Below are 16,315 nucleotides of genomic sequence, written 5' to 3'. Positions count from 1 at the left end.
GATGTGAGCAAGCAAACGACACCATGAAGTACAGGCCGGTATCCGGGCTTACTCACCATTACTACAAATGTAATAGCTCTTTTGCCTTCCCATCTAATGGCGTTTAATACGTAACGCATAAAAGACAGTGGCGTATGAAAAGAAAACGACAACGCGTTGAGTTTACCGTTGCGGGGGCAGCATCAGTTTTTCACTGATTTCCCGTTTAACCCTTGTCGCCGTAGTTAATATGGAGCTAGACAAGAGCACCTACACACTGTCGATTATATCTAAGTTAAAAAGTGATAGCGAATACGGTTTCTTATACCTTACGCTTTTTCGTAACCGCCATAAGATTATCGACAACGGTCATCGAAAAAGCGTTTTTTCAGCAGTAAAGGGACTGGCTCAATATCCTAATTTCAGTGGAGGCTCTTGAAGGGCCGATAGCTGTTCTTTCAGAGCAAGTATTTGGCCTTCCCAGTATTTGTCTTCAGCAAACCAAGGAAATGCCCGCGGAAAAGCAGGGTCTTCCCAGCGTCGTGAAAGCCATGCCATGTAATGCACCATTCGCATAGCGCGCAGGGGCTCAATAAGTGGCAACTGTGCAGTGTCAAACGGGTGAAACTCCTCGTATGCTTCAACCAAAGTATCGAGCTGCAATAGTTGTTGTTGGCGGTCGCCGCTTAGCATCATCCACAAATCTTGGATAGCAGGGCCCATGCGGCAATCATCTAAATCAACGAAGGTAGGGCCATCGCGCCACAGTATATTGCCTGGGTGGCAGTCACCGTGAAGCCGAATACTTGATGTTGGCTTATACGCTTTTTTCGTGGCATCAATAACGGGGTTAAGTATGGCAAAAAATGCTGTCTTTAGATGCTCTGGCAGCAGTGTGCTTTGCATAAGCACCTGCTTCGGTTCATCGAGGTAACTTTCAATATCAATCGAGGGACGATGTGCAAACCCTTTAGCATGGGCCACGCGGTGAATACGACCAATGAAACGCCCCATCCATTCGAGTTGATCAAGGTTGTCATTTTCGAACTGTCTACCGCCCACCGAAGGAAATAACGCAAATCGATAGTCAGTTTCCGCCACGGTGTGATGATGCAGCGTGCTGCCATTGAGAGAAATGGGCGCAGCCAATGGAATTTCGTTATCGATTAGCTCTGCAGCAAACGCGTGTTCTTCAAGAATTTGAGCGTCGGTCCATCGACCTGGGCGATAGAATTTTGCTACATAGCGCTGACCGTCTTCAGCCAAAAACTGATAGACGCGGTTTTCATAACTATTTAGTGCTAGCAAACCGCTTTGAAGAAAAATGCCCTGACTTTCCAGGGCATCTAATATGGTGTCTGGGCTAAGCCCAGAGAATGAAAAATCTGTCATCGATAAAGGAACTTAGTTGGCTCATCAACGGTAACCGTTTCCCCATCAATAGTGGTGGTTACACTGATAAAAATATCGGTAACCGTATCTTCCAGATTATAGGCGTCAGTTGCAACTGAAATTGGCGTGCTATACACCGCACCGCCTTCAACTGTTACAGTTTGCTCACCAATGTACTTGTAGTCAGGCAAACCTTTTACAGCAATAGAGTAGGTTTGGGTTTGCTGAGTTTTGTTAAGTACTTTTATTGTATAAACGTTCTCAATTAGCCCTTCATTCGTTTCGCGGTATAGCGAGTTTCTGTCGCGAATAATGTCAACTTCGGTGGGGCTGCGCATCCAAATATTGGCAAACAGCAAGCCTATCATCACCACTAAAACTACAAAGTAACCAATTAACTTTGGACGTAAAATATGAGTCTTACCGCCAGCTAGTTCTTCTTCAGAGGTAAAGCTTATCAGGCCTTTAGGATAACCCATTTTATCCATAACACCGTTACAGGCATCAACACAGGCGCCGCAGTTGATGCATTCGTATTGTAAGCCATTTCGAATATCGATACCGGTTGGGCATACCTGAACACACAGGTTGCAGTCTATACAGTCGCCTAACCCTTTTTCTTTTACTTGCTCGTGACTAAGTTTGCGTGGTCGCGGGCCGCGTTGCTCTCCACGCTTTGCATCGTACGATACAGTAAACGTGTCTTTGTCGAACATGGCAGACTGAAAACGCGCATACGGGCAGATGTGCGTGCACATGATTTCGCGCATGTAGCCAGCGTTTCCGTACGTACAGACGGCAAAGAAAATAACCGATAAACCTGCCCAGAAGCTGGTGTTAAATGTTACAAAATCGATAAACAGTTCATCAATTGGCGTAAAGTAGCCAACGAAGGTTAAAGCCGTTAACAGCGCTACCAATACCCAAGCGGTGTGCTTAGCTGTTTTACGCAAAAATTTATCTGCATCCATTTTGCGTGCATCTAGCGCTATACGCTTGTTGCGCGGGCCTTCGAATTTCTCTTCGAACCACGTATAAATGTATACCCACGTTGTTTGAGGACACATAAATCCACACCACACTCGACCAGCGAAAGTGGTGACGAAGAACAGCGCAAAGGCGGAAACAATAAATATGTAGGCCAGTAAAGTGAGATCTTGAGGCCATAAGGTTAGTGAGAATATAGTAAATCGCTGCTCACCAATATCGAGTAGCACGGCTTGATGCCCGTTGTACTGAATCCATGGAATGATGGCAAAGAGGCCCAAAAAGAAAAGGCCAAACATGCGTCTAAACGTCTCCAGAGGGCCTTGTACAGCCCGCACATAAATACGGCTACGAGAGTCGTGGCGTTTACCCTCAGGTCCACCTTTGGGTTTATGTACTTTTACCGGTGTAACGGTCTTTACCGGTATTTGTTCATTCATAGCTTAACCTTATGTGACGTAACGAACTGCCTGTGCAGTATAACTGCGTTCACAACGTCATATTTAATGTAGATCAATAATGCGGCGTATGGTGTATCTTTTTAAAGTTTCAGTCAATACTGAAACTTCAGAACGTAAGTCGTTTTTTGTTTTGATTTCCTCAGTCTATGTAACTTTGTAAATAGTTAAATACAGCTACGTGAATAATGAGGATTAATATAACGGCCAGATGCCATTTGATGCCCAACATCGACGATTAGGCTTTACGTACTATACATGAGTATAGTTTGCTGTATTTACAGGTAAACCGATATAACCCTATTATCGTCGATAATAATGTGGTCAATTACCGTTTGAATCGTGTACAGTGAGCATTGTGAAAATGTAAATTGGCAAAGTGTAGTTGAGCACATAGTGAGAAAGGTGCTAAAAAATTGGCGCTATTTGTAGTAAACGTCTGTCAAAGTTAGCTGAGAAGTCATGTTAAGGTTCTTTATCATCGCTGCTGAAATTATTGTTTTGGTAATTGTGCTGCGGTCTCCTTTTGTTCAGTATCTCTTTGAAGATATCCAGAACTCGCTTTCTGAATGGCTAGTTTCAATTGCCACCTTACCGGAGCGAGAAGAACTGCGTAGTTTACAAGATAAAATTAATATCCAGCTGAGTCCCTTAAAGCCTTACCAGCAAACATATGTTCAGCAAATCACCGCTGATAGCGCAAGCGTTAAACGTTTTTATCACACCTATTGTGAAAAGGACGATATAAACCCCAACTTTACGGGAACTAAACGCGTTCAACTATGCCTAATCATTAAACAGTCGTCATTTATGCAAGTAGCAAAGCGAGACTAGCCAATTTTAACAAGGCTGGTTAAATATAAAGCTGATATAAAAGCCGACAATTGCTGCATGCTAAGCTTTCTCTAAATGTCTTGCTAACTCATAGTTTAAACGACTGAATTTAGGAGCATAAAAGTGAATAAATTACGTACTTTTTCTTGTTTAAGCTGCGCCACAGCGGTGGGACTCCTTACCGTTTTTGCTCCCACTCAAGCCGCTGAGGTGAAGATAACGTGGGAAGAACCTGAGTCTTATAGCGATGTAAGACCAACCAATGAATCTCGTAAACGGTTCCGCGAACGAACGCTACAAGAGCTTGAAGAACACATTGTAGATTTGGCCAGTGATTTACCTGAGTCGCAAGTGCTGTCAATGACAGTAACAAATGTTGATTTAGCTGGCCAAGTTTGGCCAAGCCAGTTTGTCGGCTTCGGTAACGGTGCCGGTAGCGACGTCCGTATCATTAAGCGCGTTGATATTCCTAGAATGACATTCAGCTACTCGTTGGCTAATGCCGACGGTCAGGTCATTTTAAGTGGTGAAGATGTGAAACTTAAAGATATGGATTTTATGGAGTCGAATATTCGTCGCAATCGCACGGAATCGCTTTCTTATGAAAAAGCGATGCTTAACGATTGGTTTTCAGATACGTTTTCAACCCAAGTAGCAGCGAACGACTAATAGTTTCGTTCAAATCATAATAAAAAAGGTCACATATAGTGACCTTTTTTGCGTTCATAGCCCATATTTCACGGGCTATAGCAGAATAAGCTGCCTACAGATAATCAAACTCATTACCTGATATTGCAAGGGTGCTTCCAGGGCCAGCTTTATAAGCGGCTTTGTGCGCATCGCGACGTACTAATATACGTTCCATGTAGAAGTCACGTGTCTTCATCTTAGACGCTGCAAGTACTGCATTACCTGATGCCTGCGCTTTGTCGGCCATGCTGTACCACAGTACACCAATCAATGAATAGGCGCTGTATGCCAAGTAATCACAAGCAGCAGCTGCAGCGGTGGTGGCATCCATACCTAAGCAATCGGCTGAAGATGCACGCCAGTCATCAAGAATTCCTTGAGCCAGACCCTTCGCCTCACTGTCTTGAATGTCGCTGACCAAAGCGTTAAACGCATTATAGGTCGCTTCCATCATTTGACCGCCATCTCGGGTAAGCTTACGACCAATAAGGTCTAGCGCCTGAATACCGTTGGTGCCTTCATATAACATAGCAATGCGCACGTCGCGCATAAGTTGTTCCATACCCCATTCACGAATAAAGCCGTGACCACCAAATACTTGTACACCTAGGCTGGTGGTCTCAAGGCCCATATCCGTCATAAAAGCTTTGCAGATTGGCGTTAAAAACTGAAGTATCTTGTCGGCATCTTCTTTTTCTTGACCTTCACCAAGCTTCTCAACGTCCATAAACTTGGCATAGAAAAGTGAAAGTGCACGACAGCCTTCAATCAGTGATTTCTGCGTAAGTAACATACGCGCTACGTCAGGTTGAAAGACGATCGGGTCTGCTTTGCCTTCTGGATTTTGAATTCCCTGAGGTGCGCGAGACTGAACGCGTTCGCGGGCATAGGTCAGCGCGCCTTGGTAAGAGGCTTCTGCCGCCCCTAAACCTTGCAGACCTACTTGGAAGCGTGCATCGTTCATCATGGTGAACATACATGCTAGGCCTTGGTTTTCTTCACCTACAAGGTAACCCGTTGCACCGTCAAAATTCATCACGCAAGTCGGGCTCGCTTTGATCCCCATTTTGTGTTCGATGCTTCCCACTGACAAGCTGTTCGTCTCGCCAGGCTCATTGCTGGCATCTGGAAGGAACTTGGGCACTAAGAATAAGCTGATGCCTTTAACGCCTTTGGGAGCATCAGGCAGACGAGCTAGAACAAGGTGAATAACGTTCGAGCTCCAATCGTGATCGCCTGCGGTAATAAAAATCTTATTACCGGTGACTTTATAGCTGCCGTCGCCTTGTGGCTCAGCTTTGGTACTAAGCAAGCTCAAATCTGTTCCTGCGTGAGGTTCGGTCAGGTTCATGGTACCTGTCCACTCACCGCTGATTAGCTTAGCAAGGTAGATATCTTTTAATTCTTTACTGGCGTGCTTAGTAACCGCAAGTGTTGCGCTCTCAGTAAGCATGGTGGTTAAACGCCAGCTTAAGTTCGCCGCGTTTAGCATTTCGTGAACAGGCACAGCCATGGTGTACGGCAAGTCTTGCCCGTCGTACTCGGCAGTACCTAGCATTGCATTCCAGCCGTTAGCAACATATTCCTGATAGGCATCAGCGAAGCCTTTAGGCGTGGTAATTTTGCCGTCTTTTAGCGTACAGCCTTCTTCATCGCCTTCACGGTTAAGAGGGGCAACCACATCCAAAGCAAACTTTGCACCCTGTGCAATAATTTCGTTGGCAAGCTCGCTATCAAAGTCGCTGATACCGAGCTTTTCGTAGTGAGCATCAAGTCCAAGCCAGTCTTTTAACAAGAACTGAAAATCAGTCGTAGGGGCGTGGTACAGAGGCATGGATGACTCCTTTTTCAAACAAGTGTTTTAATTTTGTCTATTATAGTCACAAAAAGCGTAGTCCGAATAGTCCGTTAAAGGAAAGTTAATAATAAATTTGGATGATGTGGGTAATGATCTATGCGGACTGACATGAGAGAAACACATAGGTTTTCCAAGACTCATGGACTTTAAATGTGCAGCAAAGGTCACACAGGCTCTGGTGATTATGTCTGACGCATTGATGTTAATATAGAAAAGTGAACTCAAGTGGTAGGCTCGCTTGCAATTCAAATTCTCACTGGCATGCTTAGCTTACATTGAAATAACCCGTTCACATACGCACAAGCAACACGGTACATAAAAACATGAATTCAGAAAGCGCGAAGAAAAACCTTAAACATAGCAGTGATGATGCGCAGATCCCGGTTTGCATTGTAACGGGGGGAAGCTTGGGTATCGGTTTTGCGGTATGCAAGCTGTTTAGTCAAAACGGTTATCAAGTCATTAATTTAGATATCAGAGACTTTGAGCAAGCGTTACCTAATGCTATCTGGAAGCCGTGTGATGTAAGTGTTGTGCGTAATATTGAAGCCGCGGTGAATGAGGTTATTAGTTCTTATCAACGCATAGACGCATTGGTGTGTAATGCCGGTATACATGTTTCAGCAACCATTGAAGACACTGATGAAGCGCTGCTTGATAAGGTACTAAACTTGAACGTAAAAGGGGCGTATGGCGCGATTAAATCTTGCCTGCCAACCATGAAAGAGCAGGGCAGCGGCGCGATTGTGGTGATGGGCTCAGATCAGTCCTTTATCGGAAAGCGCAATTCGTTTGCCTACGGGGTCAGCAAAGGTGCGTTGGCGTCTATGGCGAAAACCACTGCGCTTGACTACGCACCCTATAACATCCGCGTTAACGCGGTATGCCCGGGTACCATCGAAACGCCTCTATTTCATAACGCCATTGATAATTATGTGGCACGTTCTGGGGCAGATAAAAATGAAGTGGTAGCTGAAGAAGCCGCTGCACAACCTATTGGACGTTTGGGCCAGCCCGAAGACGTAGCTGAATTGACTTATTTCCTATGCAGCAACAAAGCGTCGTTCATCACGGGTAGCTTGTATGCGGTGGATGGGGGCTACACAGCACAATAGAAAGAGCTGAATAGATAGGGCTGAACAGAAAAGCAACGCGAAATGCCTTATCAGCAATAGCATAAACCAAGGTTTTATAAACAAAGATGAGCAAGCCTTCAATCACTTGGATAGACCCTCATATCCACTTCTTTGCCTTAAACGAAGGGCACTATGATTGGATGAAACCAGCCAATGCCCCTTTCTGGTCAGATAAAAAAGCGATTGCAAAAAATACTACAGAGCACATGCTCTATCGCGCGTCGTTAGGGCAGTTAGGCGGTTTTGTTCACATTGAAGCGGGTTACGATAACGAAAGACCCTGGCGTGAAATTGCGTTCTTGGAGCGTCATTGTACGCTGCCATTCCGTTCAATTGGGTGTATCGATTTAACAGAGAATAGTGTTGGCAGTCATATCGATAAGCTAAAGCGGTACCACTCAATACGTGGGCTTCGTCACATATTAGATGACGATGCTAAAGTACTTTTACGCACCCCTAAAGTTAAATGGGGGCTTCATCACATGGCGTCGCAAGGCTTGTCTTTCGATGCGCAGTTAAATCTTGCAGATAGCAATGCTGTGCATGCGCTGCTAACGGTGCTAGAACAAACACCCTTGCTAAAAGTGGCTGTAAACCATGCCGCAATAGCGCCGATTGATGTAAATAGCTTTGCGTTTAAAACATGGCGGCAGAATATTCGCGACTTGAATGAAACGCAGCAAGTTGTGTTTAAGTTCTCAGGATTAGAAATGCAAGATCGCCGTTGGCAGTGGCCGCGTGCGTCTTATATTTTTGAAACCTTGCTGGACACCGTTGGCACAGATCACATGATGTTTGCCAGCAACTTCCCGCTGTGTCAGTGGCGAATGCCGTATGCCGCGCTTTGGCATGGATTCATTGATATGACAACGCCGCTTTCTGTAACTCAAAAAGCGGCGCTGCTGTACGAAAATGCGAAGCGATGGTACGACATCGCATAAAGCTAGCTTACTTAAGCTGCTGAACTAGCCTAGGGTTTATTGCCTTCAATAAACCCGTTGGATTTCAGCTTTATTTAAGCGCAGTTACCGTCATGTGCGGCGAGCGATAAACCACCTCATCGTTTAGATCGATACCAATTCCCGGTGTGTCAGGCGCTTCAATGAAGCCGTTTACTGGCTGAGGATCTTGAATGCAAAGTTCACGGTTCCAATCTTTAATAGCGTAGGTATGGTGCTCGTGAATTAAGAAGTTTGGAATGGCCGTTTCTAGATGCAGGCTTGCCGCTGTCGCTACAGGGCCTCCGCAAACGTGAGCCTGAATACGTACATCGTAAATGTCGGCATAGTCACACACCTTTTTCGCTTCGGTGAAACCACCACAAAGGCCAACGTCAGGCTGAAGTACATCAATAGATTGGTCTTCAAGGTAAGGGCGCACATCCCAGCGGTGGTACAAGCGCTCACCGCCCGCAATAGGCACATTCACGTTCTTCGCTACTTTGTCGTGAAGCTTCGAGTTAAGGTAATTCACTGGCTCTTCGTAATATAGACAGCCAATTTCTTCAACGATGTCACCCAGCTGGATAGCCGTTGATGCACCTAATAAGCTGTGACATTCAAAGATGATGTCGCCATCTTCGCCCATTGTGTCTCTAATCGCCTGAAGACGGGCTTTGAAAAGTTTAAGCTCGGGCTTAGTGAATAGTTTGGTTCTGTCGAAATGGGTGTTGCCGTCTTTATCGTAAACGATGGGGTCAACTTTAACCGCATCGTAACCATCTTTAAGTGCTTTTTCAGTGGCGCGAGCATAGTCAGCGGGGTCGTTAAGCTTGGTTACTTCTTTGTCCCAATCAAACTGTAGCTGGCTAGCGTAGCTACGGAGCTTGCCATTAGTTTTGCCACCCAGTAATTCGTAAACCGGTAAGCCAAGCGCTTTGCCTTTAATGTCCCAAAGTGCAGTATCAATAGCGCTCATCGCAGCATAAATAACCGGGCCGCCGCCTAATCCCCAAAAGCCTTCGCGCAGCATTCTCGACCAAAGCAGTTCAGTGTGAAAAGGATTAAAGCCAATCAGCATGGCTTCGGCAATTTCTTTAATCATGTGTGCAGCGGCGCTGTGACCCCAATCATAAGCCAGTCCTGCTTCGCCCACACCGGTAATACCTTCGTCGGTGTAAACGCGTACGAAAACCGGGTTCCACTGAGGGCGCTTAGGGCATTCGATATCAAAAATTTCTACTTTGGTGACTTTCATAATGTATAAACAATTCCTGTTTGAAATAAGTTGGCGTTTAGCTGGCTAAGCTAAATTATTCGCAGAAGCCCGGGTCTAGTTTGTAAGCTTTGCGAAGCATGGCAGGCCATGCTTTTTGGCCGCCTGTTTCGCCGCTGTGAACCACATTAGCCTGTGCGTATATGCCATCAATAATGCTTTGCGGTATCTCGATAACCTCTTCATCAGACTGCATCAGGGCAAGCTGAATTTCGCACGCACGCTGCAAATCGTAAAAGCGCATAAAGGCGTCGCCAACGGTGGGACCAAGGGTTAGACCGCCGTGATTAGGCAAAAGCATGTGATTAGTGTCGCCAAGGTCGTCCTGCAAACGTTTCTTTTCACTATCATCAACGGCTAAACCTTCGTAGCTGTGATAAGAAAGTGAAGGTAGCGAAAACATTGAATACTGGCTCCAGGGCTTAAGCCCGCCTTTGACAGATGCGACTGAGATTGTGGCTAGTGTATGCAGGTGAATAACGCATTGGGCATCGTGACGCACTTCGTGGATAGCACTGTGAATGGTGAAGCCAGCGGGGTTTATGCCGTAAGGTGTATCGTCAAGGATGTTACCCTCTAAATCGACCTTAACCAGGTTAGAGGCGGTAACCTCGTCAAACGTCAGGCCAAAGGCGTTAACCAAGTAATGATCAGTGCCCGGTACCTTAGCTGAGATATGCGTGTAAATAAGGTCGCCCCATCGCATATCTGCCACTAACCGATAGCATGCTGCTAAATCGACACGAGTTTGCCATTCTTGTTCAGAAACTTTGCCTTTAAGGCTTAAGGTTGGCAGTGAAAACAAGCCACTTCTCCTATTCTTTTCATGGTGACAATTTACCAATACCCGCAACAATGAACAATGCTTTGTCAGTGCTGCGTTATATCGAATTGGGTGTAGCCATCGCGCAAGGGAATAAGATCGTCAGCGAAACGCATTGCGTCGTGGTCAAGGGTAAAGGGGTCGGCTTTTACGAGTTTTTTTATCTCTAATTTGGCCCAAGGAGGCGCATCGAAGGCGTCTGGAAGGGTCTCAATACCAGCATCTAAATCACAACCAAATATAGCCAATCCATTAGGTGTGGTGGATAAATATTGGGTAACTTCAACATTGAACCCAGTTTCTTCCCACGTTTCTCTGTGTGCAGTACAGGCGACCGATTCATTTTCAAGCACCCCTCCACCAGGAAAATCCAATTTACCTGAAAGACGGTGTTCTACTAACAGTACCTTATTATTTGTTTTGACTAGGCACGCGGCAGCAATCAAAGGGGCTGGACTGTTTTCTCCAATTTGGTTTTGTTGAGATAAAAGCCTATCGGAAACGCGACAAACCGGCGCGTTGGGTGAAGACTGTGAACATGCGAAAAGCGTTAAAACAGCGAATATAGCTGATAAGCGAAATAAGATGACCATCGATTTGGGTAAAATACTCTAAAAGCTGTTTGTGATTGTTTTAAAAATAATCAATATTAAATGACAGACTCTACGCAAAAATAACACAACTAACAATAATAACGCAGTACACAATCTTAACGTATAGCGGCGCTTGCGAAGAAACGTAAGCCGATTTTGTGTACTTGAGTATCCTAAACGTTTTGAAAAATACGTGATGGGATACTTTTTTACCTATAGGAAAGGTTATGTCTTCACGATTATCTTTATCGCCTTTGTTGCTTGGCGTAGTACTACTTGCAGGTGTTGTAGTGTATTTGAATATGCCCGAAGAAGAGAGCGCGAGTAATAGTAGCGTGCGGGCGACGCCGGTAAAAACAGCCTTGGTATCATCACAGGCATTCCCCATTACGATTGAGTCATTAGGTACTGCTACCGCCAATGAGTCGGTGAATATTACCGCACAAGTCACCGATACCGTAAAAACAATTAATTTTGAAGACGGCGATAAAGCCACCGAAGGCGAGTTACTGGTTCAGCTAAACAATACGGAAGAACGCGCCAGGGTAGAGGAACTTAAGGCGAATATTGATGAGGCCAAACGCCAGTTCACGCGAATTTCTGACTTGCGTCAGTCAAACGCTACCTCTGAACAACTTCTTGACGAGCAGCAAGCACGGGTTAAAGCCTTACAAGCTCAGCTAGATATTGCGCTAGCTCAGCTAAATGACTTGCAGATACGCGCGCCATTTAGCGGACTATTAGGTAATCGCGAAATCAGTATCGGCTCTTTGGTGCAACCTGGTGACACTATCACTACTTTAGATGACATCAGTCTAATTAAGGTCGATTTCAGTATCGCTGAAAACCATCTTGCAAGCGTGGCTAAAGGGCAGGCATTAAGTGCATCCTCGGTGGCTTACCCCGGAGAAGAGTTTACAGGGAAAATCTCTAACATTGACACGCGACTCGACCCGATTAGTCGCTCTATTCGGGTACGTGCGACGATAGACAACCAAGATAATCGTCTACGCCCAGGTATGCTGCTTACCGTAATTGTTGAAAAGCGCGTGCTGAATACTTTGGTATTGCCGGAAAAGGCGCTGGTTCCCGTTCAAGACAAGCAGTATGTGTATGTCGTTAAAGATAACGTTGCACATCAAACTGAAGTGGTAATTGGTGAGCGTCGTCCCGGGCTGGTACAAATTGTTAGTGGGTTAAACGAAGGCGATGAGGTCATTACCGAAGGCACGCTTCGGGTACGCGACCAATCTCCGGTTAATGTGTTAAACCGCTAAGGGAGCATATCGTCATGTTATTGTCAGACGTTTCTGTAAAGCGCCCTGTTTTCGCAACGGTTATTAATTTACTGCTGATCATTTTCGGTATTGTCGCTTTTACCATGTTGAGTTTGCGTGAATACCCTGATATCGACCCACCGATTGTCTCGGTGAGTACGACCTACACAGGGGCATCGGCTAATATTGTTGAGACTCGGATCACCCAGCTATTGGAAGATAGAATATCGGGTATTGAGGGGATAAAAAACGTTACCTCGACCTCTCGTAATGGTCGCTCAGACATTACCATTGAATTTAAGCTCTCTCGTGATATTGATGCTGCCGCGAATGACGTGCGCGAGCGAGTAAGTCGCGCACTCAATAACTTGCCTGACCAAGCTGATCCTCCTGAGGTGTCTAAAGCAAATTCCGATGAAAGCGCCGTGGTATGGTACAACCTACGAAGCACAAACCTAAATACCATGGAGTTAACTGACTACGCCGAGCGCGTATTAGTGGATAGGCTTTCAATTGTCGATGGTGTCGCCCGAGTTCAAATTGGGGGAGGCAGGCGCTATGCCATGAAAGTGTTCTTAGACCGCAATGCAATGGCGGCAAGAGGTATTACGGTAAACGATGTAGAGCAAGTCATTCGCGCCGAGAATGTGGAATTGCCGGCGGGGGAAGTGGAAAGTACTGATCGTAACTTTGAAGTACGGGTTGCGCGAACCTTTCTTACACCTGACGACTTTGCCGCGCTGACGGTTGCGATACGCGACAACGGCTATCTTGTGCGGCTTGGCGAAATAGCCCATGTTGAATTAACCGCAGAAGATGACGAAACCGAGTTTCGTGGTGATGGCGTCAATATGATTGGACTCGGTATTATTAAGCAGTCCAAAGCCAACACCTTAGACGTTGCCCGTGCAGCGAAAGCGCAAATTGAAAGAATTGAAGCCACCCTTCCTGATAATATTTTTATTGTACCCAGCTATGATTCGTCGGTATTTATTGAGGCGTCGATTGATGAAGTATATGAGACTTTAGGTATAGCGATGCTCATGGTGGTGATCGTTATTTACCTTTTCCTAGGTAATATTCGCGCCACGTTGATTCCGGCAGTTACCGTACCCGTTTCTATTATTGCCGCTTTTATCGTGATGTATGCACTGGGGTTTTCGATCAACCTTCTTACCCTGCTTGCTATGGTGCTAGCCATCGGTTTGGTGGTGGATGACGCCATAGTTGTGCTTGAGAACATCTACCGACGCATAGAAATGGGCGAACCACCTATTTTGGCCGCCTACCGCGGCGCTAAAGAAGTTGGGTTTGCGGTTATTGCAACAACGCTGGTGCTTATTTCTGTGTTTGTACCGTTGGTTTTCCTTGAGGGCAACATTGGAAGGCTATTTACGGAGTTCGCATTGGCCATAGCTGCTGCGGTAGCGTTTTCAAGCTTTACCGCACTTACGTTGTCGCCCATGATGGCGTCGAAAATCCTTAAAAAAAGAACCCGATCGTCTGGCTTTGGAAGTTGGATGGACAAGCAGTTCTCTAAACTAGAGAACGGCTACTTCAATACGCTAGGTAAAACGTTGCATCAGCCTATTTTGATGCTGCTTATGCTTGCTATTGCTATCGTTGCATTGGTACAGCTTTCTGAAAAAGTGCCTAGCGAGTTCGTTCCCAAAGAAGACAGAGGCAATTTCTTCATTTTGATGAACGCGCAGGAAGGGGCTAGTTTCGAAAGTAACGCAAAGAATCTCGAAAAAATTGAAAGTATCTTAATGCCTTACCGCGAGAGTGGGAAAATCAATCGCCTTTTGGTTAGAACACCTGGTTTCGGCGGTAATGCGGGTATCGCAATTGTGGGGTCTGCAGACTGGGATGAGCGAGATTTCAGTACATTTTCGCTCATGGATGAAATCAGCGCCAAACTTAACAGCGTGCCTGACGTTCGTGCTTTTGCCATCATGCGCAGCGGGATTTCCGGAGGAGGCCTCGGCCGTCCTGTTCAGTTTGTCTTACAAGGCGATACCTACGAAAATCTGGTTGAATGGCGAGACATTGTTCTACAAAAGGCAGCGCAGAACCCAAGGCTCATTCGACTAGACTCCGATTATAAAGAAACCTCACCACAGCTATTGGTGAATATTAACCGCGACAGGGCCGCTGATCTTGGGGTATCAATTAGTGATATTGGCGGCACACTGGAAGTGATGCTGGGTCAGCGCAGGGTGTCAACATTCCTTGATAGGGGCGAAGAATACGATGTCATCATGGAAGGTATAGAGGAAGATTTTCGAAGCCCTAACAGCATAGAAAATTTGTACGTGCGTTCATCCCGTACTGGCGAGCTCATTCCTATGGACAATTTACTCACGTTTGAAGAGCAAGCCACGTCAGCACAGTTAAATCGCTACAACAGAATGCGTGCTGTCACTATTTCTGCCAACTTGGCGGACGGTTATACGCTAGGGCAGGCACTTGAATATTTAGAAAACATTGTAAGTACAGAACTGCCTGACAATGTATCAATAGATTACAAAGGCGAGTCACAGCTGTATCAGGAAGCGGGTAATTCATTTGTATATGTATTTATGCTGGCACTCGCTGTCACTTACTTAATATTGGCTGCGCAATTTGAAAGCTGGGTACACCCGTTAGTCATCATGCTGACCGTTCCGTTGGCGCTTGTTGGAGCCTATATCGGGCTATTCTTTAGCGATATGACGATCAATATATACAGTCAAATCGGTTTGGTTATGCTAATTGGACTTGCCGCAAAAAACGGTATTCTTATTGTCGAGTTTGCAAACCAACTACGGGATGCCGGTATGGAGTTTGAATATGCGCTTAAACGCGCAGCCGCGCAGCGCCTACGTCCTATCGTAATGACGGGCTTCACTACGGTATTTAGCTCCTTACCACTTGTACTCGCGTCTGGACCAGGAGCAGAAAGCAGAATGGTTATAGGTATGGTCATTTTCTCTGGTGTTCTCGTTTCTGCCTTCATGACACTATATGTTGTTCCCACCGCTTATAGCTGGCTGGCAAGAAACACCGGTTCTCCACTTCAACGAACAATGGAGATAGAGAAGCTGGAGCAGTCGATCCCTTATAAAAAAGGCGAATCGTAACCATTAGCGGGGTACAAGCCCCGCTTATCCTTTATTTTCTTCAATACACGCTCAACAAGGGCTGATTCAAAAATATACAGGAAGGGGCTGTAAGGATTATCTTTTGCGTATGTTTTTATATACGTAAATATCAGCGCTTATCACTAAGCGTTTTGTGGTGAACTCCCTTAACTTACTGAATAAAATAAAATAATTTGTTTTTCACTGCTCTCATCATAAATTCTTATTTGTAGTCATAATGCATAAAGGTATGTATTAGACATTTGTATAGTTGCTTAACTTACAACTTCATCTACACTTCGCGCCAAAATCAAACGCTTGTATAAGTCATTAATTTTTAAACGCTAAAATTTTCACGCTCAAATTGGCGAATATGGCAATTGTGACCAATACTTACCCCGTTGTATGAGTATGAGCACACACGCACATGTTTGTCTCAAGCCGTTTAAAAGCTCCACTTTCCGTGCAAACGGGTTAGCAAGAAAGTTAAAAGCGAAGAGCAAGCATTCAACAGACTCTAGAGGATATATCATGAAGAAATGGATACTTGCAGCAGGATTGTGCTGTAACGTAGCTTTTGCCGATGTAGCAGTTATTGTTCATCCAAGTAACGCTGACACCCTCGATAAAGATAGTATTAGCCGTTTATTTCTAAATAAAGCAAAGGCGTTTCCAAGCGGTACGCAAGCCGAGCCAGTTGCGTTAGCTGAAGGCCAATCTGCCACTGATGAATTTAACGGCAAGGTATTAAACAAAACCGCAGCACAATTAACTGCGTTTTGGTCAAAACTAGTATTTACCGGTAAAGGTCAACCACCAAAAGCTCTGGGTAGCGATGCAGAAGTTGTATCTGCAGTAGCAGGAAACCCTGGCGCAATTGGTTACGTCGACGCTGGCGCTGTTAACGACAGCGTACGAGTAGTCGCTACCTTTTAACTGACCGTTTATACAA

At 45.4% G+C, this 16,315-nt stretch carries 13 protein-coding genes and 1 riboswitch; of the genes, 7 read left to right on the top strand and 6 right to left on the bottom strand.

The annotated features are described in order from the left end of the window. Positions 1–16 precede the first annotated feature (16 nt). A riboswitch (cobalamin riboswitch) is annotated at positions 17–268 on the bottom strand. 119 nt (positions 269–387) lie between these two features. Both AC0J2X_RS05105 and ccoG read right to left on the bottom strand, forming a co-directional pair. After that, positions 388–1,371 (bottom strand): serine/threonine protein kinase, encoded by a 984-nt coding sequence (locus AC0J2X_RS05105; protein WP_014975670.1) that lies wholly within the window; start codon positions 1,369–1,371, stop codon positions 388–390. After that, positions 1,368–2,798 carry a cytochrome c oxidase accessory protein CcoG gene (ccoG, locus tag AC0J2X_RS05100; protein WP_014975671.1) on the bottom strand — a complete coding sequence of 477 codons (1,431 nt, stop codon included), beginning with the start codon at positions 2,796–2,798 and terminating at the stop codon, positions 1,368–1,370. Before ccoG ends, AC0J2X_RS05105 begins: the two co-directional genes overlap by 4 nt. A 480-nt stretch (positions 2,799–3,278) precedes the next feature. Between ccoG and AC0J2X_RS05095 the strand changes: the two genes are divergently transcribed. Further along, positions 3,279–3,650, top strand: coding sequence for a hypothetical protein (locus tag AC0J2X_RS05095; RefSeq protein WP_069943746.1), 372 nt, complete (start codon positions 3,279–3,281; stop codon positions 3,648–3,650). 123 nt (positions 3,651–3,773) lie between these two features. Continuing rightward, the gene (locus AC0J2X_RS05090; protein ID WP_014948252.1) at positions 3,774–4,319 is read left to right on the top strand and encodes a DUF3016 domain-containing protein; all 546 of its coding nucleotides are present in this window, start codon (positions 3,774–3,776) and stop codon (positions 4,317–4,319) included. A gap of 94 nt (positions 4,320–4,413) precedes the next feature. Here AC0J2X_RS05090 and AC0J2X_RS05085 read toward each other — a convergent pair whose 3' ends face one another. Next, a complete protein-coding gene (locus tag AC0J2X_RS05085) occupies positions 4,414–6,174 on the bottom strand; it encodes an acyl-CoA dehydrogenase family protein (protein ID WP_069943747.1) in 1,761 nt (586 codons plus the stop codon). A 347-nt stretch (positions 6,175–6,521) separates the two neighbouring features. Here AC0J2X_RS05085 and AC0J2X_RS05080 point away from each other — a divergent pair, with 347 nt between their 5' ends. After that, on the top strand, positions 6,522–7,313 hold the full coding sequence (locus AC0J2X_RS05080) for an SDR family NAD(P)-dependent oxidoreductase (RefSeq protein ID WP_069943748.1): 792 nt from the start codon (positions 6,522–6,524) through the stop codon (positions 7,311–7,313). Positions 7,314–7,399: 86 nt separating this feature from the next. Beyond that, the gene (locus AC0J2X_RS05075; protein ID WP_069943749.1) at positions 7,400–8,275 is read left to right on the top strand and encodes an amidohydrolase family protein; all 876 of its coding nucleotides are present in this window, start codon (positions 7,400–7,402) and stop codon (positions 8,273–8,275) included. A 70-nt stretch (positions 8,276–8,345) separates the two neighbouring features. Here AC0J2X_RS05075 and AC0J2X_RS05070 read toward each other — a convergent pair whose 3' ends face one another. From AC0J2X_RS05070 to AC0J2X_RS05060, 3 genes are all read right to left on the bottom strand, one after another. Further along, positions 8,346–9,530: a mandelate racemase/muconate lactonizing enzyme family protein gene (locus AC0J2X_RS05070; protein ID WP_014975676.1), complete on the bottom strand. Its 1,185-nt coding sequence runs from the start codon at positions 9,528–9,530 to the stop codon at positions 8,346–8,348. A 55-nt stretch (positions 9,531–9,585) separates the two neighbouring features. Beyond that, on the bottom strand, positions 9,586–10,353 hold the full coding sequence (locus tag AC0J2X_RS05065; RefSeq protein WP_049587025.1) for a class II aldolase/adducin family protein: 768 nt from the start codon (positions 10,351–10,353) through the stop codon (positions 9,586–9,588). A gap of 65 nt (positions 10,354–10,418) precedes the next feature. After that, positions 10,419–10,964 carry an NUDIX hydrolase gene (locus tag AC0J2X_RS05060; RefSeq protein WP_069943750.1) on the bottom strand — a complete coding sequence of 182 codons (546 nt, stop codon included), beginning with the start codon at positions 10,962–10,964 and terminating at the stop codon, positions 10,419–10,421. Between the two features lie 227 nt (positions 10,965–11,191). On the opposite strand from AC0J2X_RS05060, the gene AC0J2X_RS05055 reads away from it, so the two are divergent. The 3 genes from AC0J2X_RS05055 to AC0J2X_RS05045 all read left to right on the top strand — a co-directional run bounded on the left by AC0J2X_RS05055 (position 11,192) and on the right by AC0J2X_RS05045 (position 16,299). Further along, entirely contained in the window at positions 11,192–12,241 is a 1,050-nt protein-coding gene (locus tag AC0J2X_RS05055) for an efflux RND transporter periplasmic adaptor subunit (RefSeq protein WP_014975679.1), read from the top strand. 14 nt (positions 12,242–12,255) lie between these two features. Further along, on the top strand, positions 12,256–15,363 hold the full coding sequence (locus AC0J2X_RS05050) for an efflux RND transporter permease subunit (protein ID WP_069943751.1): 3,108 nt from the start codon (positions 12,256–12,258) through the stop codon (positions 15,361–15,363). 531 nt (positions 15,364–15,894) lie between these two features. Next, the gene (locus AC0J2X_RS05045; protein WP_039224509.1) at positions 15,895–16,299 is read left to right on the top strand and encodes a type 2 periplasmic-binding domain-containing protein; all 405 of its coding nucleotides are present in this window, start codon (positions 15,895–15,897) and stop codon (positions 16,297–16,299) included. Positions 16,300–16,315: the final 16 nt, after the last annotated feature.

The sequence above is a fragment of the Alteromonas sp. R7 genome (assembly GCF_055755235.1).
Note: the sequence above shows the minus strand (reverse complement) of the source record. Positions and strands in the feature narration are given on the sequence as shown.

Coding starts and splice junctions, on each gene's coding strand:
- AC0J2X_RS05070 (WP_014975676.1), bottom strand. CDS start 9,530: ATGAAAGTCACCAAAGTAGAAATTTTTGATATCGAATGCCCTAAGCGC.
- AC0J2X_RS05105 (WP_014975670.1), bottom strand. CDS start 1,371: ATGACAGATTTTTCATTCTCTGGGCTTAGCCCAGACACCATATTAGAT.
- AC0J2X_RS05075 (WP_069943749.1), top strand. CDS start 7,400: ATGAGCAAGCCTTCAATCACTTGGATAGACCCTCATATCCACTTCTTT.
- AC0J2X_RS05045 (WP_039224509.1), top strand. CDS start 15,895: ATGAAGAAATGGATACTTGCAGCAGGATTGTGCTGTAACGTAGCTTTT.
- AC0J2X_RS05080 (WP_069943748.1), top strand. CDS start 6,522: ATGAATTCAGAAAGCGCGAAGAAAAACCTTAAACATAGCAGTGATGAT.
- AC0J2X_RS05085 (WP_069943747.1), bottom strand. CDS start 6,174: ATGCCTCTGTACCACGCCCCTACGACTGATTTTCAGTTCTTGTTAAAA.
- AC0J2X_RS05060 (WP_069943750.1), bottom strand. CDS start 10,964: ATGGTCATCTTATTTCGCTTATCAGCTATATTCGCTGTTTTAACGCTT.
- AC0J2X_RS05055 (WP_014975679.1), top strand. CDS start 11,192: ATGTCTTCACGATTATCTTTATCGCCTTTGTTGCTTGGCGTAGTACTA.
- AC0J2X_RS05095 (WP_069943746.1), top strand. CDS start 3,279: ATGTTAAGGTTCTTTATCATCGCTGCTGAAATTATTGTTTTGGTAATT.
- ccoG (WP_014975671.1), bottom strand. CDS start 2,798: ATGAATGAACAAATACCGGTAAAGACCGTTACACCGGTAAAAGTACAT.
- AC0J2X_RS05050 (WP_069943751.1), top strand. CDS start 12,256: ATGTTATTGTCAGACGTTTCTGTAAAGCGCCCTGTTTTCGCAACGGTT.